Origin of the sequence: Winogradskyella wandonensis, from assembly GCF_004346845.1 — a bacterium.
Taxonomy (GTDB): domain Bacteria; phylum Bacteroidota; class Bacteroidia; order Flavobacteriales; family Flavobacteriaceae; genus Winogradskyella; species Winogradskyella wandonensis.
The window spans coordinates 40,903-65,100 of record NZ_SMGI01000004.1 but is presented as its reverse complement, the minus strand read 5'-3'; the positions used below and the strand labels follow the sequence as shown (position 1 = coordinate 65,100).

General features: G+C 35.0%; 19 protein-coding genes. 13 read left to right on the top strand and 6 right to left on the bottom strand.

Going from position 1 to position 24,198, the window contains the following annotated elements; translation table 11 throughout:
* Nucleotide 1: 1 nt before the first annotated feature.
* Genes DFQ05_RS11145 through DFQ05_RS11135 form a run of 3 tightly spaced genes read left to right on the top strand, consistent with a single transcriptional unit; the run spans nucleotide 2 to nucleotide 4,988 of the window.
* Nucleotides 2-1,963, top strand: a complete 1,962-nt coding sequence (locus DFQ05_RS11145) for a PKD domain-containing protein (protein ID WP_132705489.1) — start codon at nucleotides 2-4, stop codon at nucleotides 1,961-1,963.
* Nucleotides 1,964-4,552 (top strand): CHAT domain-containing protein, encoded by a 2,589-nt coding sequence (locus DFQ05_RS11140; protein ID WP_132705488.1) that lies wholly within the window; start codon nucleotides 1,964-1,966, stop codon nucleotides 4,550-4,552.
* Nucleotides 4,536-4,988, top strand: coding sequence for a retropepsin-like aspartic protease (locus tag DFQ05_RS11135; RefSeq protein WP_132705487.1), 453 nt, complete (start codon nucleotides 4,536-4,538; stop codon nucleotides 4,986-4,988). The genes DFQ05_RS11140 and DFQ05_RS11135 overlap by 17 nt, the downstream gene beginning before the upstream one ends.
* Nucleotides 4,989-5,397: 409 nt before the next feature.
* Here DFQ05_RS11135 and odhB read toward each other — a convergent pair whose 3' ends face one another.
* Nucleotides 5,398-6,639 (bottom strand): 2-oxoglutarate dehydrogenase complex dihydrolipoyllysine-residue succinyltransferase, encoded by a 1,242-nt coding sequence (gene odhB / locus DFQ05_RS11130; RefSeq protein WP_132705486.1) that lies wholly within the window; start codon nucleotides 6,637-6,639, stop codon nucleotides 5,398-5,400.
* Nucleotides 6,640-6,685: 46 nt separating this feature from the next.
* Nucleotides 6,686-9,445, bottom strand: coding sequence for a 2-oxoglutarate dehydrogenase E1 component (locus tag DFQ05_RS11125; protein ID WP_132705485.1), 2,760 nt, complete (start codon nucleotides 9,443-9,445; stop codon nucleotides 6,686-6,688).
* 111 nt (nucleotides 9,446-9,556) lie between these two features.
* On the opposite strand from DFQ05_RS11125, the gene DFQ05_RS11120 reads away from it, so the two are divergent.
* Nucleotides 9,557-10,069 (top strand): alpha-ketoglutarate decarboxylase, encoded by a 513-nt coding sequence (locus tag DFQ05_RS11120; RefSeq protein WP_132705484.1) that lies wholly within the window; start codon nucleotides 9,557-9,559, stop codon nucleotides 10,067-10,069.
* Nucleotides 10,070-10,078: 9 nt separating this feature from the next.
* On the opposite strand, the gene DFQ05_RS11115 is transcribed toward DFQ05_RS11120, so the two are convergent.
* Nucleotides 10,079-10,498, bottom strand: a complete 420-nt coding sequence (locus DFQ05_RS11115) for a CBS domain-containing protein (RefSeq protein WP_132705483.1) — start codon at nucleotides 10,496-10,498, stop codon at nucleotides 10,079-10,081.
* A 161-nt stretch (nucleotides 10,499-10,659) separates the two neighbouring features.
* Between DFQ05_RS11115 and DFQ05_RS11110 the strand changes: the two genes are divergently transcribed.
* On the top strand, nucleotides 10,660-11,103 hold the full coding sequence (locus tag DFQ05_RS11110; protein ID WP_132705482.1) for a hypothetical protein: 444 nt from the start codon (nucleotides 10,660-10,662) through the stop codon (nucleotides 11,101-11,103).
* Here DFQ05_RS11110 and DFQ05_RS11105 read toward each other — a convergent pair.
* The gene (locus DFQ05_RS11105; RefSeq protein ID WP_132705481.1) at nucleotides 11,096-11,446 is read right to left on the bottom strand and encodes a hypothetical protein; all 351 of its coding nucleotides are present in this window, start codon (nucleotides 11,444-11,446) and stop codon (nucleotides 11,096-11,098) included. The genes DFQ05_RS11110 and DFQ05_RS11105 overlap by 8 nt on opposite strands.
* A complete protein-coding gene (locus tag DFQ05_RS11100) occupies nucleotides 11,446-12,420 on the bottom strand; it encodes a polyprenyl synthetase family protein (protein WP_132705480.1) in 975 nt (324 codons plus the stop codon). The genes DFQ05_RS11105 and DFQ05_RS11100 overlap by 1 nt, the downstream gene beginning before the upstream one ends.
* A gap of 120 nt (nucleotides 12,421-12,540) precedes the next feature.
* Here DFQ05_RS11100 and DFQ05_RS11095 point away from each other — a divergent pair, with 120 nt between their 5' ends.
* The 8 genes from DFQ05_RS11095 (at nucleotide 12,541) to DFQ05_RS11060 (ending at nucleotide 23,559) form a co-directional block, all read left to right on the top strand.
* Nucleotides 12,541-13,152 (top strand): TetR/AcrR family transcriptional regulator, encoded by a 612-nt coding sequence (locus tag DFQ05_RS11095; RefSeq protein WP_132705479.1) that lies wholly within the window; start codon nucleotides 12,541-12,543, stop codon nucleotides 13,150-13,152.
* The gene (locus tag DFQ05_RS11090; RefSeq protein WP_132705478.1) at nucleotides 13,152-14,495 is read left to right on the top strand and encodes a TolC family protein; all 1,344 of its coding nucleotides are present in this window, start codon (nucleotides 13,152-13,154) and stop codon (nucleotides 14,493-14,495) included. The genes DFQ05_RS11095 and DFQ05_RS11090 overlap by 1 nt, the downstream gene beginning before the upstream one ends.
* A gap of 11 nt (nucleotides 14,496-14,506) precedes the next feature.
* Nucleotides 14,507-15,676, top strand: coding sequence for an efflux RND transporter periplasmic adaptor subunit (locus tag DFQ05_RS11085; RefSeq protein ID WP_132705477.1), 1,170 nt, complete (start codon nucleotides 14,507-14,509; stop codon nucleotides 15,674-15,676).
* A 39-nt stretch (nucleotides 15,677-15,715) separates the two neighbouring features.
* The gene (locus tag DFQ05_RS11080; RefSeq protein WP_132705476.1) at nucleotides 15,716-19,255 is read left to right on the top strand and encodes an efflux RND transporter permease subunit; all 3,540 of its coding nucleotides are present in this window, start codon (nucleotides 15,716-15,718) and stop codon (nucleotides 19,253-19,255) included.
* Nucleotides 19,256-19,384: 129 nt separating this feature from the next.
* Nucleotides 19,385-21,139 (top strand): aspartate--tRNA ligase, encoded by a 1,755-nt coding sequence (aspS, locus tag DFQ05_RS11075; RefSeq protein WP_132705475.1) that lies wholly within the window; start codon nucleotides 19,385-19,387, stop codon nucleotides 21,137-21,139.
* 107 nt (nucleotides 21,140-21,246) lie between these two features.
* A complete protein-coding gene (locus DFQ05_RS11070) occupies nucleotides 21,247-23,028 on the top strand; it encodes a chloride channel protein (protein ID WP_132705474.1) in 1,782 nt (593 codons plus the stop codon).
* Nucleotide 23,029: 1 nt separating this feature from the next.
* Nucleotides 23,030-23,275: a hypothetical protein gene (locus tag DFQ05_RS11065; protein ID WP_132705473.1), complete on the top strand. Its 246-nt coding sequence runs from the start codon at nucleotides 23,030-23,032 to the stop codon at nucleotides 23,273-23,275.
* 92 nt (nucleotides 23,276-23,367) lie between these two features.
* Nucleotides 23,368-23,559: a cold-shock protein gene (locus DFQ05_RS11060; RefSeq protein ID WP_073085124.1), complete on the top strand. Its 192-nt coding sequence runs from the start codon at nucleotides 23,368-23,370 to the stop codon at nucleotides 23,557-23,559.
* Nucleotides 23,560-23,691: 132 nt separating this feature from the next.
* On the opposite strand, the gene DFQ05_RS11055 is transcribed toward DFQ05_RS11060, so the two are convergent.
* Nucleotides 23,692-24,141 carry a nucleoside deaminase gene (locus DFQ05_RS11055; RefSeq protein WP_132705472.1) on the bottom strand — a complete coding sequence of 150 codons (450 nt, stop codon included), beginning with the start codon at nucleotides 24,139-24,141 and terminating at the stop codon, nucleotides 23,692-23,694.
* Between the last annotated feature and the right edge of the window lie 57 nt (nucleotides 24,142-24,198).

Here is a 24,198-nt window from a genome sequence, read left to right as displayed (position 1 = left end):
CATGAAGACTAATGCTTTTGTCTTTGGCTTTCTTTTAAGCTTTCTAACGGTGTTTTCTCAACAGAACACCGCTACTGATTCTATAAAACCAAGAGTAGCTTCAATAAATTATAAAACTGCGGGAGATAGTTTATCTTTTACCGCAGATACACCGCCATTAGAGCAAATAGCTGGCGCTCCAAAAGCATTTTATACCTATTACTGGGAGTTTGGAGATGGCAACTACAGTAAAGAAAAAAATCCTAAGCATATCTACAAAGACAAAGGTGACTATGAAGTTAAGCTATGGGTTACAAATAATTACGATACCGGGAAACCACCTGTAACTAGACCAAAAAAGATTAATGTTTCTAAGGCTGATGACGATTTTAAAGCGCAAGCATCAATGACCGAAGACTTTACTCTACAACGCAATAGAGAACCAGTACCAGACCAAGACATGGTCTTAATAATGAGTTATAAAAATGAAAACGATTATCTATCAGACGGAAGACTTTATCTGTTTTATAATGAACAAAAATATGCCGCAGATAATTTTGAATTGATAGACACTCGGACCTATCATGGCGAAAAAGATTTTATTAATAATGACGTTGTTTACAATCATCCAAAAGACGATTTTGAAGGCACCTTATTAGCTTCAACAGAGAATACTTCTGTAACCTACTTCCAAAAGCAGCAAGATTCTACTAAAAAAACTGATTTACCAAAAACTCTAAAAGAATCCAATGACTACTACAAAAACTCTAAAGTATTAGAGTTTAAAAACATGGAGCCTAAAGAGGAGCGTAATGTTTTTTTTACTCTAAAAACCACTCCAGAAATGCTTAAAGACACTAGCGCTATTATTTCTGTTCGTGGCGTGTATGTACCAGATTCTAACTATAGTAATCATACTGTAAAAGAGATGGAAATGGAAATAGTGACGTCTCATGATCCTAACAAAATGTCGAGTAATGGTACATTTTTAAACTATAGATTAGTCCGTTTTAAAACTTTGAAATACAAAATTAAGTTTCAGAATAATGGCGAAGGTCCGGCACGAAAAATACGCCTAGAAACAGACATCCCAGAGATGCTAGATAAGCAAACCATTGAAGTCATTGACATGTACCCTAAGGTTAAAATTTGCCCTAAACAAGAGGTTCAGTATAGTTGTCTAGACACTACGTTTACAGACAAGCAAGCGATTTTCACTTTCAAGAATATTTACTTACCTGGCAGTGAGCAAAAAAATGTAAAAGAATACGACTCTACAAAAGGGTTTGTAAAGTATAAAATTAAATTCTCTAAAGACTTCCATAAAAAAAAGACTAAGAGTAGAACTGCCATAATTTTCGATAAAAACGAACCTATAATCACCAATTATTCTACAACACGGTTTTTACCTGGTATATCAATTGGTGCAAAGGCAGGGTACAATTATTTCCCAGATTTAAAAGACTCTAAGAGCTATTTTATCGGCGCCACAGTTTCTCCTTACAAATCCTACAGATGGTATTGGCAAGTAGAGCTTTTAAATAGCTTTCATAATTATGATTCTGAGACTACAGTTACTGAAGAGATTATAGGAGGCGCCCAAGGTTTTGAGCAGTTACAGCGTACAACGGCTTCGTCTAGTTTTCAGAATATCGATTGGGAAATTCCTATTTTGGTGAGATATAATATTAATAACTACATAGGCTTAGGCGCTGGTCTTAACACTATGATATCTCTAAGTGAAAAACAAGATGAATCTTTGTTTATAGAACGTTTTGAAGGTATAAATCCGCAAGCACCCATTGTAGAAACTTTAAATACATCTTCTGAGTTTTCAGATTCCTTTACTAATCTCAGGACTGGTTTTTTAGTGGAAATCACTGGCGGATTTGCTAGAATTGGCCCAAGTTTTGGTGCGCGTTATGTCTTAAACTTCAAGGATAATTTTAATTACCTTCAGTTATACGGTATTTGGAAGTTTTAGATGAAAACGTACGTCTTCTTTTTATTTGTTTTAAGCATATCGCTTTGCTTTTCTCAGACTTTAGAGGAGCGTATTTACGCATCTACAGAACAGTTTTATAGTGAGCCAAATCTCAAAAACTTACAAATTTTAAATACTGAAATTAAAATATATGAACCTCAATTGAAGACAGAAGATGAGTATTTTGCCTTCATCAATCTTATTGTAAATAAAGCCTTTTACTTAAGCGAGAATAATTATCTAAAACCAGCTATTTCAGCTTATGAAAAGGCAAACCAACTCTACAAAAAAAACAAAGTATATAGTTACGATATTGTTGAGTATTGTTTGATTCCACTTGGCATTCTATACCACAAAACCAATGCTTATATCAAAGCAGAAAACATTACCAAGCATTACATTTCCCTTGCAAAACAGCAAGGTAACAAGACGCAACAAATTTCTGGGAGCATCAATCTTGCCAGACTATATCAATCTTTAAACAAGCATAGAAGTGTTATATCTATCATTGACAAAACTCTAGAATTCGATAGTATTTCTAAATCACAGTTGCAACGTCTTCACTCTATAAAAAAAAGAAGTATTCTTTTGATGAAAGCTAACCAAGATACTCTTTTGTTAGATAATGATATTATTTTTTATACCGGAGATAATCTTGAATCTTTAGAGCAAAACTATCAACTTGCAAAAGAAAAAAAGGACTATGAAAAGGCTTATAGTTATTTCAACCAAATAAAAAACAAGCATCTAAAAAATAAATTAACGTCTAAAAGAGAACTTGCTAAACTTAGTTTTGAAGAGGCGCAACTACTATATCTTTTAAACGAACCCAATAAAGCTCTAAATGAATTAAAAAACACCCTTGCTTTTCTTATTCCTGGTTTTAAAGCTAACCAATCACTAAACCAAACAGACTTGTATCCAGAAAATACGTTTATAGATGTGTTTGATTTATTAGCTGCTATTGAGCAAAACCCTACTAAAAAACTATTGAATTATAATCTTAGTTTCTATGTCGCTTCTCTTTTAGACAAGGAAACAACCAACGAAGAAAGCTATTTTATAGAAGCGAGCGCTAACAAAACTAGAAGCGAAAAATGTATCGATATTTTACATCAGCTTTACGAAACAGAAAAATCTAATGCGTTTATAGAACAAGCTATAAACTTTGCCGAACGCAACAAAGTTTCCTATTTAAAAAATAACTCTATTAGAAAGGAGCTTCTAGAAAAATATAGTGATAATGACACTTTACTTGTAAAAGAACATCAACTCTTAAAAGAGCAAAAACTCTTAACAAATCGATTACTAAATTTTTCTTCAAACCAGAGTTACCTCAAAAAACAAGATAGTATTAGGTCTAGACTGATAGAGATAAGTACTACATTAAAGTCACTGAAAGAAACCATCGATAAAAAGTACGCTATTGGTACTACCGAAACCATTACACTTGAGTCCATAATGTCGAAATTGCAAAAAACTCAGACTGGAATAGTAGAATACTTCTATGGTAAAAAAGCCATTTACCAATTTGTATTTACAGAAAAAGATTATGCTTTTAATAAAATACCTATCGACACATCAACGACTCATAAAATAGTTGATTTTATTAGATATTTTAATGACGCTTCAAAAATAACTAATGATATAAAAGCCTTTACAGAAGATGCGTATTCTATGTATAACCTACTAAATCTTGAAGCGGTAAATACTATTGATAAAGTAGTGGTAATCCCCGACGGATTTATCAATTTTATCCCGTTTGAAACGTTATTAACTGAAAAAACAGCAACTACTGTATTTTCTAAAATGCCTTTTGTAATCAATATTCAGGCTTTGGCTTATAATTCTAGTTTACTATTTTATTTAAAGAACAAAACCGAAAGAAGACAAGAGGATTTACTTGGAGTTTTTCCTGTATTTAAGAGTACAAATCGGGAGTTAATACACACCATTGACGAGGCTAAAGCCATAGAAAAACATATGTCCGCAAGACTTTTGATGCATGAGTCGGCAACGAAAGACCGTTTTATGGAGCAGGCAAAAGATTATTCAATATTACATTTATCTACACATGCGTCTTCTGGTGATTTTTTTAAGCCCGCGACATTGTCGTTTTCAGATGGCGACTTATCTTTAAATGAACTTTACGCTCTAAATCTAAAGCCTAACTTGGTGGTGCTAAGTGCTTGCGAAACTGGTGTTGGAAAGCTCCTAAAAGGCGAAGGCGCTATGAGTTTAGCTAGGGGTTTTCAATATGCCGGAGCTGAAAATATATTGTTTTCTTTATGGCAGATTAACGATTTAAGCACTTCGAAAATAATATCTCAATTCTATGCTCATTATAGCGAAGGAAAATCTGCAATTTTTTCCAATAGACAATCCAAATTAGATTATCTAAATGATAAAAGTGTTAGCAACGCCAAAAAATCACCATATTATTGGGGTGCTTTTATCTTTTATGGAGACTTACAGGAATTGCATTTGGCTAAAGACGATTTTTATTTATTAAGTTTTGGCATCGTAGCAGTATTAATAATTTTATTTTTAGCCTTTAAACTCTACCGTAGCAATGCAAGACACACTTAGCGAATTTCTAATAGCAAAAGGCTATTTTAAAACTAAATTAAAACTTACAAAAACCAATCACTTTGAAATTAAAGCAAAAATCAATGGCATTGCAGGAACATTTATTTTAGATACTGGAGCCTCTAGCACATGTGTTGATTTTAATAGTGCTGAAAAATTTAAATTAAAGGTAAAAGATTCTGACATAAAAGCCATTGGCGCTGGCGCTTCTGACATGCTTACAAAAATTTCAAAATCTAATACAATTAAGATTGGTAGATGGCAAAAAGAGAAAGTGTCTATTGTAATTTTTGACCTAAACCACGTAAACGAAGGCCTCATACTTCATGATGCAAAAGCAGTTGATGGTATCATAGGCGCGGATATTTTAAAAAAGGGAAAAAGCATAATAGATTACGACAAAAAATTCCTCTATTTACAAAAGACTAAAAAATAGATTTTCTATAGATTTAAACTTATTTAATTGATTTTCAGTTTTTTAAGTGAAAAAATTTGAAAATAAAAAAAATTTGAAATTACGTAGTTTTACGTATATACATCTCAAATTTTATTTCGAAATTTACATATGCTAACAATCAGCATTTACAGAGTAATTATTTGAGTTTGAAAAATAACAACAGTAAAATATTTGTGTTACTACTTATTGTAAGTACTGTTGCTATTGTAACAGCAAACATCTCTGTAATCTTTTTTAGTTAATTAGTTTAGTTAGCTTTTAGATATAAAGGGTATCTAAAAATTTTAAAAGCGCAATTTGGGGGAATTGCGCTTTTTTTATTCTATCGTAAAAACAAAAAATCCTCAAAGTTTGAGGATTTTTTAATTACATATTGAAGTTTAAGTATTTACAGCTCCAAAGCTTTCTTTATATCATTGTCCATTAATAACTCTACAGGATTTTCTAAAGCCTCTTTTACAGCCACTAAAAACCCTACAGATTCTTTCCCGTCGATTATTCTATGGTCGTAAGACAATGCTACATACATAATTGGCCTTATTACAACCTCTCCATTTACCGCTACTGGACGTTCTACAATGTTGTGCATGCCTAAAATTCCACTTTGTGGTGGATTAATTATTGGCGTAGATAACATACTACCAAAAACACCTCCGTTAGAAATGGTGAAGGTTCCTCCCGTCATTTCATCAACTGTAATTTTACCATCTCTTGCTCTTAAAGCCAAACGCTTAACCTCTGACTCCACACCACGGAACGATAAATTTTCAGCATTTCTTATCACAGGCACCATTAATCCTTTTGGTCCAGAAACAGCAATACTTACATCAACAAAATCATAAGAAATCATCTCTTTACCATCAATCATAGAATTAACTGCAGGATATAATTTTAAAGCACGCACTACAGCTAAAGTAAAGAAACTCATAAACCCAAGACTTACGCCGTGCTTAGCTTTAAAGTCTTCTTTGTACTGCTTACGTAAATCGAATATAGGCGACATGTCCACTTCGTTAAACGTTGTTAACATCGCTGTTGTGTTTTTGGCTTCGACTAAACGCTCTGCTACTTTACGTCGTAGCATAGACATTTTGTTACGAGAAGTACCTCTGTTTCCTCCTGTTGGTGTTCCCATAGAAGGTACTGCATTTATAGCATCTTCTTTTGTAATTCGTCCGTCTTTCCCAGTACCTTTTATGTCAGAAGCACTAATGTTTTTCTCGGATAATATTTTTTTAGCTGCTGGGCTTGCTGTTCCTGTAGCATATGTTTTGGTCTCGTTCTCCGTTGGCTTGGCGGCTTCTTTTTTAGGCTCAACCGTTTTCTCCTCTTTATTCGTTTCGGTTGCCGAGCTAGTCGAAGCATCAGGCTTAGATGCACTTGTATCTATTAAACAAACAACAGCACCAACAACAACAGCGTCGCCCTCTTCGTATCTTTTTCCATCGGCATCTGCAAGGGTAATAATACCACTTGCTTCTGCTGGTAGCTCTAACGTTGCTTTATCGCTATCTACTTCTGCAATTGCTTGGTCTTTTTCTACATAGTCTCCGTCTTGCACTAACCATTCTGCAATTTCGACTTCTGTGATTGATTCGCCTGGTGAAGGCACTTTCATTTCTAAAATCATCGTTCTTTTAATTTATTAAGCTCTGATTTGAGTATTAGTGTGTTTCTTATTTTCTTTGGTTGTCTTTGCTTTTATCAAAAACAAAATCTATAACTTCTTGATGACGAATTTTCGAGCGAACAGAACTTCCAGCTGCTGGTGCTCCATAAGGTCTTCTACTTGCCGCTCGCCAGCTTTTAGCTTCGTCTAAATGCATAAGTATATGACCATATGCTCCCATATTACGAGGCTCTTCTTGCGCCCAAACAATATCATCAGCATTCTTATACTTCTTTAAAACTGCTTTTATATCTTCTATTGGTAATGGGAATAACTGTTCGATTCTTACTAATGCTACATCGTCCCTTTCAAGTTTTTCTTGCTCTTCTAATAAATCGTAATAGAATTTACCTGTTACAAACACAAGCGTTTTTATGTTATCTGCTTTCGCATTAGCATCGTCTATCAACATTTGAAAACTTCCTGTTGCAAACTCATCTACAGTAGAGATTACTTTTGGATGACGTAATAAACTTTTAGGCGTAAAAATTACTAATGGCTTTCTGTAATTAGCTTTCATTTGTCGGCGTAACAAATGAAACATATTAGCTGGTGTTGTACAATCTGCAACGAACATATTGTCTTTGGCACAAACTTGTAGGTATCGCTCCATACGACCAGAAGAGTGCTCTGCACCCTGACCTTCGTAGCCATGTGGCAATAACATAACCAATCCGTTCTGTGTTTTCCACTTATCTTCTCCAGAAGATATGTATTGGTCTATCATTATCTGGGCACCATTACTAAAATCCCCGAATTGCGCTTCCCAAATGGTTAGGGTATTAGGACTCGCCATGGCATACCCATAATCGAAACCAACGACACCATATTCGGACAGTAAAGAGTTGTAAATATTAAACTGACCTTGGTCTTCAGAAATATTTTTTAATAAAATAATTTCTTCTTCACTGTCTTCTACCTTAACCACAGCGTGTCTGTGAGAAAATGTACCACGCTCTACGTCTTGTCCTGAGATACGAACATTATAGCCTTCTGATAATAACGAACCGTAAGCTAGATGTTCTGCCATTGCCCAATCTAATCTATCTTCGTCGAACATCGTCTGACGAGACTCTACTAATCTTTGGATTTTTCTTATAAATTTTTTGTCTTCAGGTAGATTTGAAATTTTTTCTGTAATATCCTTCAAGACATCTTTTGAAACCGTAGTATCAACAGACTTCATCATCTCCTTTTCATCGACACGAACAAAATCTTTCCATTGTTCCTGCATAAAAGGGGAAATCTTTGTCTTTTCGATTTTGCGAGAGTCAACTAGTTTTTCTTCGAGTTGGTCTTTATAATCTTTTTCAATTTTCTTAACGTGATTTTCGTCAATTACGCCTTCGGCAATCAGCCTAGCGGCATAAATATCTCGTGGATTCTTATGTTTTGAAATTGCTTTGTATAGCAATGGCTGTGTAAACTTTGGTTCGTCTCCTTCGTTATGCCCATACTTTCTGTAACCTAATAAATCTATGAAGACATCACGTTTAAATTGCATTCTGAAATCTAATGCGAATAGCGTAGCGTGTACAACGGCTTCAGCATCGTCTGCGTTAATATGAAGTACAGGAGACAAGGTAACCTTCCCGACATCTGTACAATACGTACTCGAACGACCATCTAAATAATTAGTAGTAAATCCAATTTGATTATTAACTACAATATGAACGGTGCCGTTAGTTTTGTAGCCGTCTAACTGAGCCATCTGTACGACCTCGTAAACCAAGCCTTGACCTGCAATCGCAGCATCTCCATGAACCACAATTGGTAGTACTTGAGATGGGTCTTCTATCTCTTTTCTGTCTTGTTTTGCTCTAGAAATTCCTTCTACTACTGCACCTACAGTCTCTAAATGCGATGGGTTTGGTGCTATACTAAGATTAATTCTCTTACCTGTATCTGTTTCCCGGTCGCTTGTCCAGCCCAGATGGTATTTTACATCGCCATCGAATATTTTTTCTTCGTAATCTTTTCCGTCAAACTCACTAAATATATCTTTAGCCGATTTACCAAAAATATTGGTAAGTGTGCTTAATCTACCTCGGTGTGCCATACCCATAACAAACTCTTTAACACCATAGTTTGCTGCCTTTTCTATCATGGCATCTAATGCTGGTATTAAAGATTCGTTTCCTTCAAGAGAGAAACGTTTTTGCCCAACATATTTGGTATGTAAGAATGTTTCGAAAGAAACAGCTTCATTTAATTTTCTGAGAATGTTTTTCTTTTCGACTGCTGAAAATTGAGGATGATTATCGTTAATGTTCAGCTTTTTTTGTATCCAATCTATTTCTTCTGGTTGACGGATATACATGTATTCAATACCAATTGAATCGCAATAAATACGTTCTAAATGGTCTATAATATGTTGCAAAGTTGCCGAGCCTAATCCTATTATTTCTCCAGCAGAAAATTGTGTATGTAAGTCGTCCTGCGATAGCCCAAAATTCTCTATTTCTAATGTTGGGGCATATTTACGTCTAGCTCTTACAGGGTTTGTCTTTGTAAATAAATGACCTCTACTTCTGTAGCCATCGATAAGTTTTACAACCTGAAATTCTTTTTGTACATGCTCCGGTATTTGCGTTGAAACACCCTCTACAATCTCACCTTCTAAACCATAGGTTTCAGAGCCAAAATCGTAACCTTGAAAAAAGGCACGCCAGCTTGGTTCTACAGAATCTGGATTTTTAAGATATTGGTCGTATAAGTCAGCGAAATAAGCTGTATGAGCTGCGTTAAGAAAGGAATATTTATCCATTGTTTTTTTGAGACGTTTTCGTTTCAATAAAATTTAAGCAAAAGTACAACTTTTACCGTTTTCAGTCACACATTTAGTATATTTATAACCATTAGTTTAAAAAATGTTAGTATGAAATCATTTTTTCTATCAATAGTCTTGGTTTTTTCTTGTCTAATGTGTTTTGGTCAAGTAGAAGATACTTCTAATTTTTGGCAAAATGTTAGATTTGGTGGTGGTGTAGGTTTAAATTTTGGTAACGGGTTTTTTAGTGGCACATTAGCGCCTAGTGCCATCTACGATTTTAACCCCTATTTTTCTGCAGGCCTAGGCCTAACTGGTAGTTATAGTAGCCAAAAAGATGTTTTTAGTTCTACTATTTTAGGCGGAAGCATTATTGCTTTGACAAATCCATACCCAGAGGTACAGATTTCTGCAGAATTTGAGCAGGTTAATGTTAATACCGATTTTGACTCTCAATTCTCAGGACAAAATAGAGATAATTTTTGGGCCAATGCCTTATTTCTTGGCGTTGGTTATCGTGCCGGGAATGTTGTTTTCGGCGTAAGATATGACGTGCTCTATGACGAAGACGAGAGTATCTATGCAGACCCATGGCTGCCTTTTGTCAGGTTCTTTTTTTAAAAAAATAACCTAAAGTTTTTTTACTAAGTATTTAATTAAATCTGTTGTAGTTAAAATGCCAACAAGCTCTCCACTATTAACAACGGGCAATGCATGAAATTCATGTTTGCCAAGAACTCTAGCGGCTTCCTTAATCGTTTCGAACGGTGATATAATCACCACATTTTTGGCCATAACTTGCTCTATTGTAAACATGTTATACACTACTGTATCTACCTCATCCTCATATTCATCAACAGCATCAGCAAAGCTAATTCGTAATAGGTCAGTATAACTTAGCATACCAATAATCTTTTTCCCTTTTACAACAGGAATATGTCTGATTTTATGTTTTTTAAATAAAAATTCGGCAGTCTCTAAATCATCGTTATGATTTAAAGTAATAACATCTCTTGTCATTATCGTAAATATAGGTACACCTCTTTCCATGACTTTTGGTTTTTAAATAGTTTACTAAAGTTAGACTAATCTCTAATGATAAATTATGACAAACGTCAGTATACAGAATTAAAAGGTGGTACTGAGCTGATAGATATCATGTTTTCTTTCTAAGTATTAAAGTAACTTGATACGCAATTAAAGGAAAGATTATGGAAACGACAGTAATATCATTTAATGCAACTCTACTAAACGAAAAGACTAAATCTTGGCTAAGTGATTTGTTGTTTATTAAAGACGAACACAAATTTTTGTTAGATGCTACTAACGAAACCACATTAGAGATTACTAACGATGATACGCAAATAGAACGAGAAGAAATTATCGATGCTATAAATAGGTCCGAAAAACGTAATTGTATGCTAATTAATACTGTGGAAAACCATTTGGAAGCCCTAGATAATTGCATTTTAGATAGCACAGCACAAACCAAAAATGAATTTACGGCTAAGCATCTTCTTTTACAGGATAAGGTTAATAAATATATAGCAACCTTTAAGCGCTTAAAAAAGCAACTTTTTGAAATTATAAAGAAGGCAAAAAAGCACGAGAAATTAGAGTACCTACTTGATAGTAAATTATCTACACTTAACTAAACTTAGCTTTGTACCAGACTTTCTGCCATTCGCGTTGTAGAATAAGAAACGTAATTTGTTCAGAAAGTGTTGTAATATCTTCATTATCTAATGCTCTAACCTTTACTTCGGACACATCAACAATATAAAGTAGATTAAGATACTCTGTAAATTTGTTTTGAAGCAAATAAAATACGGTGTCTTGCAACAGAAATTTTAAGCTTGTTGGTAAAACCTCATCACTAAACTGCAAGTCCACATTGGCATAATGCAAATCTTTATTTAACTGAGTTATTAGTTTTTTATAGAGTTTTAGTCCATTTGCTTCTTCAACTAAAGCTTCGAAAGTCGTTGGTAGTTGCATTAAACGTTGCGTGTCATTAAACCTAGACCAAACTGCTTAAGGATTTGCTTTTTCTCTTCGTCTACGTTCATCATCTTCAATAGAGAAAACGCTTTTTCAGTATACTGCTCTACAGCCTCTTTAGTGGCTGCTTTTGCTCCTGTGCTTATAAAAATTTGTTTGACTTGTTCTACTTTTTCAGAAGAATCGTCAGGCTGCTTAGAAAACCATTCTAAAAGTTTTACTTTCTGTTCTTCCGAGGCAAACTCCAAAGCTTTTAGGTATAAGAAGGTTTTTTTATTTTCTATAATATCGCCGCCAACTTGTTTACCAAAAGTTTCTGGATTTCCAAAGGCATCTAAATAATCGTCTTGTAATTGAAAAGCAATCCCTAAATATCGCCCAAAGTCGTAAATCGCATTTTGATTTTCTTCGGAGGTTTCTGCAACAATAGCTCCCATTTTCATAGCGCCACCTACTAAAACGGCCGTTTTATACTCTATCATTTTTAAATACTCGTCAATGGTAACATCATTTCTAGTTTCAAAATCGACATCGTATTGCTGCCCTTCACAAACCTCAGTGGCCGTTTTGCTAAATAACTTTGCTAGTGCTTGGAAGGTTTCTGGCTTATAGTTTTCAAATAACTGATACGCCATTATTAACATAACATCACCAGAGAGAATTCCTGTATTAACATCCCACTTTTCGTGAACGGTTTGTTGCCCTCTTCGAATTGGCGCATCATCCATAATATCGTCATGGACGAGAGAAAAGTTATGAAAAACCTCGACACTTAGTGCGGCATCCAAAGCCTTGTGGTAATCTTCACCAAAACAATCACACGCCATTAAAGTTAAGACAGGACGTAATCGCTTTCCGCCAAGATTAAGTATGTAATTAACGGGGTCGTAAAGGTTTTTAGGCTCTCGGTCGACTATGTATGTTTCTAAATAGTCTACAAAGGCAGATTGGTAAGTCTTAATGTTATTCATAATACAAAAATACAGCTTTCGGCATATTTAAACTCAACATCACGAATGTTAAAAAATCATTAAAACTTTGGAAACTTTTTTTGTTCTTAAAGTTTCCTGGCTTATTTTTGCCGTCTAATTATGAGAGAAAAAATTATACATAAAGCATCAGAACTCTTCTTAACTCTTGGTTTTAAAAGTGTTACCATGGACGATATTGCCAATGAAATGGGCATTTCTAAAAAGACCATATACGTTCATTTTAATAATAAAACCAAACTTGTTGAGGCTGTAACTTTTACGTTGTTTGAAAATATCTGCGATGGTATCGATTGTATTTGTGATGCGTCATCCAATCCTATTAATGAGTTGTACGATATTAAAATGTTTGTTATGCAGCACTTAAAAAACGAACAAGCATCACCTCAATTTCAACTCAAAAAATATTACCCTCAAATTTACGAGAATCTAAAAGGCAAACAATTCGATAAAATGCACGACTCCGTCTCAGAAAGTTTGCAAAAAGGCATTGACTCTGGCATGTTTAGACCAAATATAGATGTAGAGTTTATCTCACGACTTTATTTTAACGGAATGACAGGAATAAAAGACGAATCGATTTTCCCAAAGAGTAAATTTAATATGGAATATCTTATGGAAAACTTTCTAGAATACCATCTCAGAGCTATTGTAACCGAAAAAGGGTTCGAAATTTTAAATCAATTTATCAACAAAACACAATCAAAACACTAATGAAACATATAATTATCTGTTTTCTAATCTTATCAAGTTTTCTTGGCTTTTCTCAGGATATTCCTAGTAGTTTTAGCTTACAAGAAGCCATTGATTATGCCTTAGAAAATAATAGAACTGCAAAAAATGCAGAGCGTGATATTACTGCGGCGAAGAAACAAAAATGGGAAACTACAGCAACTGGGCTCCCGCAATTAGACGCTTCTATAAACTACCAAAACTTCTTAAAACAACAGGTTTCGGTGGTGCCAGCAGAATTTTTTGGTGGGAATCCTGGAGAATTTGCTGAGGTTATTTTTGGAACTAAACAAAATGCCGTGGCTACCGCAACTTTAAATCAGTTGTTATTTGATGGCTCTTACTTGGTAGGCTTACAATCTGCCAAAGTATTCTTAGAAATTTCTGAAAACGCCAAAGTAAAAACAGATTTAGAAGTCCGAAAAGCTGTAATTAACGCTTATGGTAATGTGTTACTGGCAGAAGAAAGTATTGCTATATTAAAACGAAATATCGAAGTACTTAAAAAGAATTTATACGAAACCACTAAAATTTACGAAAACGGTCTCGGTGAAGAAGAAAGTGTAGAGCAACTACAAATTACACTTTCTAACGTAGAGAGTAATTTAAAAAATACTGAACGATTAAAAGATATAGCATACCAAATGCTAAACATTACTCTGGGTATTGAGTTTAATTCAACAATTCAACTAACCGATACTCTTGAAACGCTCACTGTGCAAAACATCTCTTTAGAAGCATTAGAAAACGATAGTAATGTTGAAGCTACTATTGACTATAAAATTGCAGCTAACGATAAGCGCTCTAAAGAATTACTTCTTAAGCTAGAAAAAAGCAAAGCATTACCAACACTTAGCGCATTTTTAAATGGAGGATACAATAGCTTTTCAGACGATTTTGTTTTCCTAGACAGCAATAACCGTTGGTTTGGATTCTCTGCTGTTGGTGTTAATCTTAATCTTCCCATCTTTAGTTCTGGTAAACGTAGTGCAGCAACTCAGCGCGCAAAAATTAATCTAGAAAAATCTACAGATTTACTTACAGAAACGGAACAGCGATTAAATCTTCAGATAGAAACAGCCAAAAGTAATTATAGGTTTGCCGTAGAAGATTATGCTAACAAAAAACAAAATCTGGCTTTAGCAGAACGGATAGAACAAAAAAATCAGACCAAATTCTTTGAAGGTGTTGGCTCTAGTTTTGAGCTAAGACAAGCACAAACACAATTATACTCAGCGCAACAAGAGTTTTTACAAACTATGCTGGACGTTATTAATTCTAAAGCAGAGCTAGAAACTATTACTAATCAAACCTCTAAATTTTAAATTCCTTTAAAATGAAAAACATAATTAAACTAATCATTTTGTCACTGTTATTTGCATCTTGTGGTGGTGATAAAAAACAAAGCATAGAAGATATTTTAGCAACAGGAGACGTTAAAACTATACAAACCAGAAAAGACAATTTAATTGCACAACAACAGGAATTAGCAAAAAAAATAAAACAACTGGATGACAGTTTAAAAGTACTTAATCCAGAACGCAACGTACCGTTAGTTACAACAATTACTGCTAAAACTGAAAAATTTAATCACTATCTCGAATTACAAGGAAGTGTAGAGACTAAACAAAATTTGGTGTTGACTCCAGAAATGGGTGGCATTCTTAAACAAGTTTTTGTAAAAGAAGGTGACAATGTTTCTAAAGGTCAGATTCTTGCCAGAATTGATGATGGTGGTTTAGCACAGCAAAAAGCACAATTACAAATTCAGTCAGATTTAGCTAAAACAACTTTCGAAAGACAAAAACGTCTTTGGGAACAAAAAATTGGTAGTGAAATTCAATATCTAAGTGCTAAGTCGAGTTATGAAGCCTTAGAAGAATCTGTAAACCAGATTAATCAACAATTAGCAAAAACTGCTGTAAGAGCACCGTTTTCTGGCGTTATCGATGATGTAATCACAGAACAAGGTAGTGTTGTTGCTCCTGGACAAACGCCTTTAATGCGACTTGTAAATCTTTCTGATATGTATATTACTACAGACATACCCGAATCTTACATCACGACAATTACAGAAGGAAAAAAGGTCGAAGTTACGTTTCCAATTTTAGGGAAAACCCTAGATACAGAAGTGAGACAAACAGGTAACTTTATTAACCCTGCAAACAGAACGTTTAAGGTAGAAATTGCTGTACCAAACAAAGACAAAAACATCAAACCGAATCTTACTGCACGTCTAAAAATAAATGATTACACAAGTGAAGACGCCATTTTAATTCCACAAGGAATTATTTCAGAGAATGCAAATGGTGAGCAATACATCTATGTTTTAGAAAAAAGGGATGATATATCTTCCGCTAAACAGGTAATTATCGAAACAGGAAAAACGCAGGGTGACGTTATTGAAGTTTTAAATGGTTTAAGTGCTGGAGATAAAATTATTGATGAAGGTGCTCGTAGTGTAAAAAATGGACAAGCAGTAAGAGAGGTAGAACCTAAAGTATAATAAAGCGTATCTCGTCCTTAATACTAAAAAAACAGTCTCATGACCAACAAAAAGAAAATAAAAAAAATAGTAGATAAAGAATTTGGATTGTCTACTTGGGCTATTAACAATAAAACCACCATGTATGTGGCTATTATTCTTATTCTCTTCTTAGGTGGAAAAGCTTATTTTGATATGCCGCGAGAGAATTTCCCAGAAATTCAAGAAACTAAAATTTATGTGAGCTCGCTTTTCCCTGGAAATACTGCCGAGGATATCGAGAAACTCATTACAGACCCACTAGAAGACAAACTAAAAAACGTAAGTAATGTCGTTGAAATAACATCGACATCACAAGAAGATTACTCTATGATTGTTGTTGAGTTTGATGATGATGTCGATGTAGAATCCGCCAAACAAAAAGTAAAAGACGAAATAGATACAGAAACTTCTAGTGAAGACTGGCCTACCTTTAATGGCGCCAAAGTAGAGCCTAATGTTTTTGAATTAAGTATGTCTGAGGAAATCCCAATTCTAAATATTAATATTTCAGGGAATTATCCTGTAGAACGGCTTAAAGAATTTGGGGAATACCTTGAAGATGAAATTGAAGATTTAGCAGAAATAAAAAAAGTAGACATCCGAGGCGCGCAAACCAAAGAGGTTGAAGTTGCTGTAGACATTTACAAAATGATGGCTTCTAAAGTAAACTTCAACGATGTTACAGGCGCCATTGCCAATGGCAATATGACGATGTCAGCAGGTAATTTTATCACAAGCGGACAGCGAAGAACAATTCGTATAATAGGCGAAATCGATGAGCCATCAGACTTAAAAAACTTTGTTGTAAAGTCCGAAAATAATAATCCTATTTACTTAAAAGATATTGCAACGATAAGTTTTAAACCAAAGGATAAAACGACTTACGCTCGTGAGTATAATCCTGAAACTGGTAAAGGCGAAGAAGTGGTAATGTTAGACGTTAAAAAACGTTCTGGAAAAAACATGGTCGCAGCCGCAGAGAAAATTTCAGAAATAGTTAAAAAAGCAAAATCAGATGTTTTTCCTCCAGATTTAAGGGTTACAACAACCAATGACCAATCTTCTAAAACTATAGGACAAGTAGATGATTTAGTAAATAATATCATCTTTGGTATTTTTCTCGTAGTTACCGTATTAATGTTCTTTTTAGGATTTAAAAATGCCTTGTTTGTAGGCTTCGCCATCCCAATGTCTATGTTTATGTCTCTTATGATTTTAAGTGCATTGGGCTACACGATGAATACCATGATTTTATTTGGATTAATCATGGGTCTCGGGATGCTTGTAGATAATGGTATTGTGGTTGTAGAAAATGTCTATCGCTTAATGGATGAAGAAGGCTTAACACGTGTTGAAGCCGCAAAAAAAGGGATTAGCGAAATTGCATTCCCAATCATTATTTCTACTGCGACAACAATCGCCGCCTTTATTCCTCTGGGTTTATGGCCAGGACTAATGGGACAGTTTATGATTTATTTTCCTATAACCTTATCCGTTGTTCTAGGGTCGTCTTTAGTCGTAGCAATTTTCTTCAACTCAGTGCTCGTATCTCAGTTTATGACTACGGAAGACAAAGAGATGCCCTTGAAGCAAATTATTCGTATCTCTGGAATTCTAGTAGGTTTTGGTGCGCTTATACTTATTTTTGGAGGCGCATACAGAGGTTTAGGTTCAGTAATGATTTTCACAGCCATATTACTCTGGTTTTATCGTTTAGTATTACGCGATGCAGCCAATTGGTTTCAGACTAAGGCATTAGTACGATTAGAGAATTTCTACGAAAAAACCCTTTCTACTTCGTTAAAAGGATGGAAACCTCAACTCATCGCTTTTGGAAGTCTAATCTTGCTATTCATAGCTTTCGGAGGATTTGGTGCTTCAGTAGCTACTCAACGTACAAAAATTGAATTTTTTCCAGATAACAAGCCAAACCAAATTATAGTTTATATCGAATACCCTGAAGGTACAGATATCGAAAAAACCAATAAAATCACTAAAGAAGTTGAAGCCAAAGTTTATAGCATTTTATATGCCGATGAATATATAAAAGATGGTGAAAATTTCTTGGTAGAAAGCTCGGTAGCACAAGTAGGTGAAGGTGCAGGAAATCCGCAAACCGATGGTGGTTCTGCCGCAGAAATGCCGCACAAAGGAAAAATCACGGCATCCATGCGCGAGTACAAATACCGTAATGGCAAGGATAGTGAAGTGCTTCGTCAAAAAGTACAAGAAGCATTAACCGATGTGTACCCAGGCGTTTTAATCTCTGTAGAAAAAGATGCAAATGGACCACCAGTAGGACCACCGATAAACATCGAAATCGAAGGCGATGATTACGACGAATTAATTTCTATTGCAGAACGCATGCGTCGTTTTATAAATTCAAAAAATATTGCGGCAATCGACGAGCTTAAAATAGACGTTAACAAAGATAAGCCTGCAATGCAAGTACTTGTTGACCGTGAAAAGGCAGGTGAATTAGGCGTTAGCACAGGACAAGTTGGGCAACAATTACGAAACTCTTTATTTGGAGCAAAAGCAGGTATTTACAAAGAAGATGGTGACGATTATGACATTTACGTACGCTTCAATGAAGATTTAAGATACAATACAAGTGCACTATTTAATCAGAAAATTATATTTAGAGACATGGCTTCTGGTCAAGTTCGTGAAATACCGGTTTCTGCAGTTGCAAATCAAAAGAACAATTCAGGATTTAGCGCCATAAAACACAGAGATACCAAACGTGTGGTTACGGTATATTCGGCCTTAGCGCCTGGCTATGTAGATGCACAAGCTGTGGTGACACGTATTCAAGATGAAATGAAAAGTTTCGATGATTTACCAGATAATATAAAAATTGATTACACAGGGCAAATTGAAGAACAAAACAAAGAACAGGCCTTTTTAATGGGTGCTTTTTTCTCAGGTTTATTTTTAATTTTCCTTATTCTCATATTCCAATTTAATTCAGTTTCAAAACCAGCGATTATCATGATTGCTATTTTCTTGAGTCTAATTGGCGTATTTGGCGGTATTGTGATTACAGGCGCATCTTTCGTAATCCTAATGACCATGATGGGTATTATATCCTTAGCGGGAATTGTGGTAAATAACGGTGTTGTTCTGCTTGACTACGCACAATTACTTATTGATAGAAAAAAGAACGAACTCGATTTAGATATTACTGAATATTTGCCAAAAGAAGAACTATTGAAACAAATCATTAAAGCTGGTAAAGCACGTTTAAGACCTGTATTATTAACCGCTATTACTACGATTTTGGGATTAATCCCACTAGCAATAGGTCTAAATATTAACTTCTTTAGCTTATTTAGCGATTTTGACCCAAATATATATTTTGGTGGAGATAACGTAATTTTCTGGGGTCCATTAGCTTGGACAGTTATTTATGGGTTATTTATAGCTACATTTTTAACGTTGATTGTTGTACCGGTATTATTTTATTTAGCAACACGACTGAAAATGCGATTAAATACTAAACCGAGCACAACTCAAGATGTTTTAGAGCGCGAAGGTGAAACGGTAGCTGCGTAGATTACAGATTTAAATAGTCTTTCAAAAGCCTCAATAATGTTGAGGCTTTTTTATTTGATAATCTTAGAAATGGCTTAAATTTGCACCTTCATTCATCATAGCTTTGGCGAAGATGAAAATATTTAAAATATGTACAGAAGTCATACTTGTGGCGAGTTAAGAGCCACGCATACAAATACAGAAGTCACCCTCAGCGGTTGGGTTCAAGGTGTTAGAGATAAAGGATTTATGGTTTACGTGGATTTGCGTGACCGTTATGGCATTACGCAGTTGTACTTTGACGAAGAGCAAACAGCGAAAGACATTTTAGAAAAGTCTCAAAAATTAGGTCGTGAGTTTGTTATTCAAGTTAAAGGAAAAGTACAAGAACGTGCGTCTAAAAATCCGAATATTCCAACAGGTGAAATCGAGGTTTTAGTTTCTGAATTAGTGATTCTGAATGGCTCTAAAACACCTCCTTTTACAATTGAGGATAAAACCGATGGTGGTGACGATTTACGTATGAAATACCGTTACCTCGATATTCGTCGTAATCCAGTAAAAGAGAGTTTAATCTTTAGACACAAAGTAGCGCAAGCTGTACGGAACTATTTATCTAATGAAGGTTTTATTGAAGTAGAAACGCCATACCTCATAAAATCGACACCAGAAGGAGCAAGAGATTTCGTAGTGCCTTCTCGTATGAATGAAGGTCAGTTTTATGCACTTCCACAATCGCCTCAAACCTTCAAACAATTGTTGATGGTTGGTGGCATGGATAAATATTTTCAGATTGTAAAATGTTTTAGAGACGAAGATTTACGTGCAGACAGACAGCCAGAATTTACACAGATAGATTGTGAAATGGCATTTGTTGAGCAAGAAGATATTTTAAATACGTTTGAAGGTTTAACACGTCACCTGCTGAAAGAAATTAACGGAGTCGAAGTCGATAAATTTCCAAGAATGCTTTATGATGATGCGATGCGTTTATACGGAAATGACAAACCAGACATTCGTTTTGGGATGGAGTTTGGTGAGTTAAACGCTGTAGCCCAACATAAAGATTTTAACGTATTTAATTCAGCAGAATTAGTAGTTGGTATTGCTGTTCCTGGTGGAAATACATACACAAGAAAGGAAATAGATAAACTGATTGATTGGGTAAAACGTCCACAAGTTGGCGCACTCGGTATGGTATATTGCCGTTGCAATGACGATGGTACTTACAAATCTTCAGTGGATAAATTTTACAACCAAGACGACTTAGCAAAATGGGCAGAAGTGACTGGCGCAAAAGCTGGTGATTTAATATGTGTGCTTTCTGGAGAAACCAATAAAGTCCGTGCACAATTAAGCGCATTACGAATGGAATTAGCTGAGCGTTTAGGCTTACGTAAACCAGACGAATTTGCACCACTTTGGGTTATGGATTTCCCACTTTTAGAATGGGACGAAGATACAGAGCGTTACCATGCCATGCACCATCCATTTACTTCACCAAAGCCAGGTCAACTTGAATTATTAGACGCAAAGCCAGGCGAAGTAAAAGCCAATGCTTATGATTTGGTTTTAAACGGAAACGAAATCGGTGGTGGTTCTATCAGAATTCATGATAAAGCCACACAAGCTATTATGCTCAAGCACCTCGGATTCTCCGAAGAAGAAGCGCGAGCGCAATTTGGCTTTTTAATGGATGCTTTTGAATATGGTGCGCCACCGCATGGTGGTATTGCTTTTGGACTAGATAGATTGGTTGCCATTTTGGGCGGACAGGAAACCATTAGAGATTTTATTGCGTTCCCAAAAAATAATTCAGGGCGAGACGTTATGATTGATGCACCTGCGCCGATTGACGATGAGCAACTCACAGAATTAAGTTTAAAACTTAACCTGAAATCATAAATTTACTCTTTTGTCATGCTGTTCCGAAGCTTCGGGAGTTTCAGAATCTCATAAAATAGAATATTTAAAATCCTGTTCATTGCAGGATTTTTTGTTAGATTTAAACTATGCCAACGAAGTCCACTTTTTTTAGACGCCTACTTATTTGGAGGTACAAACACATCTCCGAAAAAAACTTCGTGTTTTTACTAGCCTTAGTCATTGGATTACTTTCTGGTTTAGTCGCGGTGACTATAAAAAACATCACCTTTGCTATCGAGGCGGTTTTTGAAAAAGGCATAATCCTATCAGAAAATAGTATCTATTTTATACTGCCCGTAATTGGATTGTTTTTAGTCTATTTGTTTGTAAAATATGTGTCCAAAAAACCAAGTGAACATGCCATACCATCCATACTTTTTTCGTTGTCTAAACGAAACGGATTAATTAGTAGGCGTAAAATTTATTTACCACTAATTACAGCACCTTTAACGGTAGGTTTTGGAGGTTCGGTTGGGTTACTTGGTCCTGCAATAGCTTCAGCATCGGCAATTAGTTCTAGTTTAGGTCAGTTGCTCCATATAGACAGGAAAACAAGAAGTTTACTAATTGGCTGTGCTTCGGCTGGTGCAATAGCCTCCATCTTTAAATCTCCTATTGCCGCCATAATTTTTGCTATAGAAGTCTTTAGTCTAGACCTAACATTCGCATCACTTTTACCGCTTTTAATTGCTTCAGTATCATCAGTAATTACCTCCTACTTTTTCTTGGGCGATAGTGTACTTTTTGACTTTACAGTTTCAGAAAAATTTCAAATTAAAGACACCCTTTTTTATATCCTTTTAGGAATAGGAACAGGCATTGCCTCTATTTATTTTACAAAAATTTATTTTGGAGTGACTTCCATCTTTAATCGTTTTAAGTCTGCCAGACAAAAACTTATTGTTGGTGGTTTAGCTATTGGTGTGATGCTTTATTTTATTCCACCGCTTTACGGTGAAGGTTTTGGTTTTATAAACGATTTAATGTTAGGTAACGATAAGCAAGCGATTGGCGCTTCTCTTTTTGACAATTATTTAGACAATATATGGGTTGTGATTGGACTGCTTTTTGGCATTACCGTTTTTAAAGCTATTGCCATGACCACAACTTTTGCCGCTGGCGGAACTGGCGGAATTATTATCCCAACCTTAGTCATGGGAAGCTCTTTAGGAAACTTAGTCGCCAAAATAATTAATAATTGCGGCTTAGGCTTTTCGGTTTCCGAAGCAAACTTTACTCTTATTGGTATGGCAGGACTGATAGCTGGTGTATTACATGCGCCGTTGACAGCAATCTTTTTAATTGCTGAAATTACTGGTGGTTATCAGCTCTTTGTGCCTTTGATGATTACGGCTTCTATGTCTTTTATTATTAACAAAAATGCTTTAGACCATACCATCTACACAAAAGAATTATTAGAGAAAGGCGCGTTATTGACCCAAGACAAGGACAAAAGTGTATTGACGTTAATGAACTTAGATGCTGTTATAGAAAAGAACTTTATAGTTCTAAATCCTGAAATGACGCTTGGCGATATGCTTAAAAATGGTGTGGCTAAATCTAGTCGCAATTTATTTCCAGTAACGGATAATGAGAATAATTTTATGGGTATAATTCTACTAGACGATATTAGAACAGTCATGTTTGACCAATCGCTTTACGACTCTACAACTGTGGAAACTTTTATGCATCGCCCGCCTGAATTTATTATCTATGAAAAAGATTCGATGCAAGATGTAATGAAAAAATTTCAGGAATCCGGTGCGTGGAATCTTCCTGTAATTAAGGACGAAAAGTATTTTGGCTTTGTTTCAAAATCTAAATTACTAACGGCATACCGAAAGGAATTAATTAATTTTACATCCTAATATGAAATTCATTAAAATAATAACCTTTATCGCATTTATAGCCTCAATGACTAGTTTAGTGTGTGGCTTTACAATGGATGTGACGTATTCCCAAAAACTTATAGGCTTTGGTGTAATGGGTATTTTCTTTATAGTTTTTCCACTATTCTCTTACTATCGCTGGAAAGACAAAGACCCTAAAGATTACATGATTACAAAAGATAGTATTAAGAAAATGAGAGAAAATCAAAAACAAGGTAAATATTAAGAAATTGTAACTTTTTGAAATAAAACGCGTTATTTCGTCTATGTAATGTTTTAAACTGTACCTTTGCACTTTAATTTTTATTTTTATTTATAATGACTGGAACAGTTAAATTTTTTAATGATTCAAAAGGATTTGGATTCATTACCAACGAAGAAACAGGAAAAGACATCTTCGTACACGTATCAAACCTTAATGGATTAGAACTTCGCGAAGGCGATAACGTAGAGTACACAGAAGAAGAAGGACGCAAAGGAATGGTTGCTGCAAACGTAAGCATTCTTTAAGAATAAGATATACTTTATTAGTTTCAACGCTCAACCGATGGTTGGGCGTTTTTTTTGGTTATAATTTAGGAGTTTGATGAGATGCTGAAACTCCCAAAGCTTCGGGACAGCATGACAAATGATGATGTTTTGTCAATTTAGATTACGTTTCTCAATAAAGAAGCGTTTCATGAGTTCTGATGCTTCTTGCTCTAGAATACCACCTATTACTTTTGTCTTTGGGTGCAATTGTGTTCCCATAGTTTTAAAACCACGTTGCTCATCAGACGCTCCATAAACAATCTTAGAAATCTGGCTCCAATACAAAGCGCCAGCACACATCTGGCAAGGCTCTAGCGTGACGTATAACGTACAATTATTAAGATATTTACCACCTAAAAAATTGGCAGCAGCCGTAATAGCTTGCATTTCGGCATGTGCTGTCACATCATTAAGTAACTCTGTGAGATTATGAGAACGGGCAATAATTTTGTCATTAATAACAACAACGGCACCAACAGGAATTTCACCTTTTCCAAAAGCCGCTTCAGCTTCCTGAAGTGCTTTTTTCATAAAGTATGTATCGTCGAAAGGGTTTATCATGGTTATAAAAATACAGTTTCAAATTAGTAAAACAAATACGGCAAGAAAATTGATGCT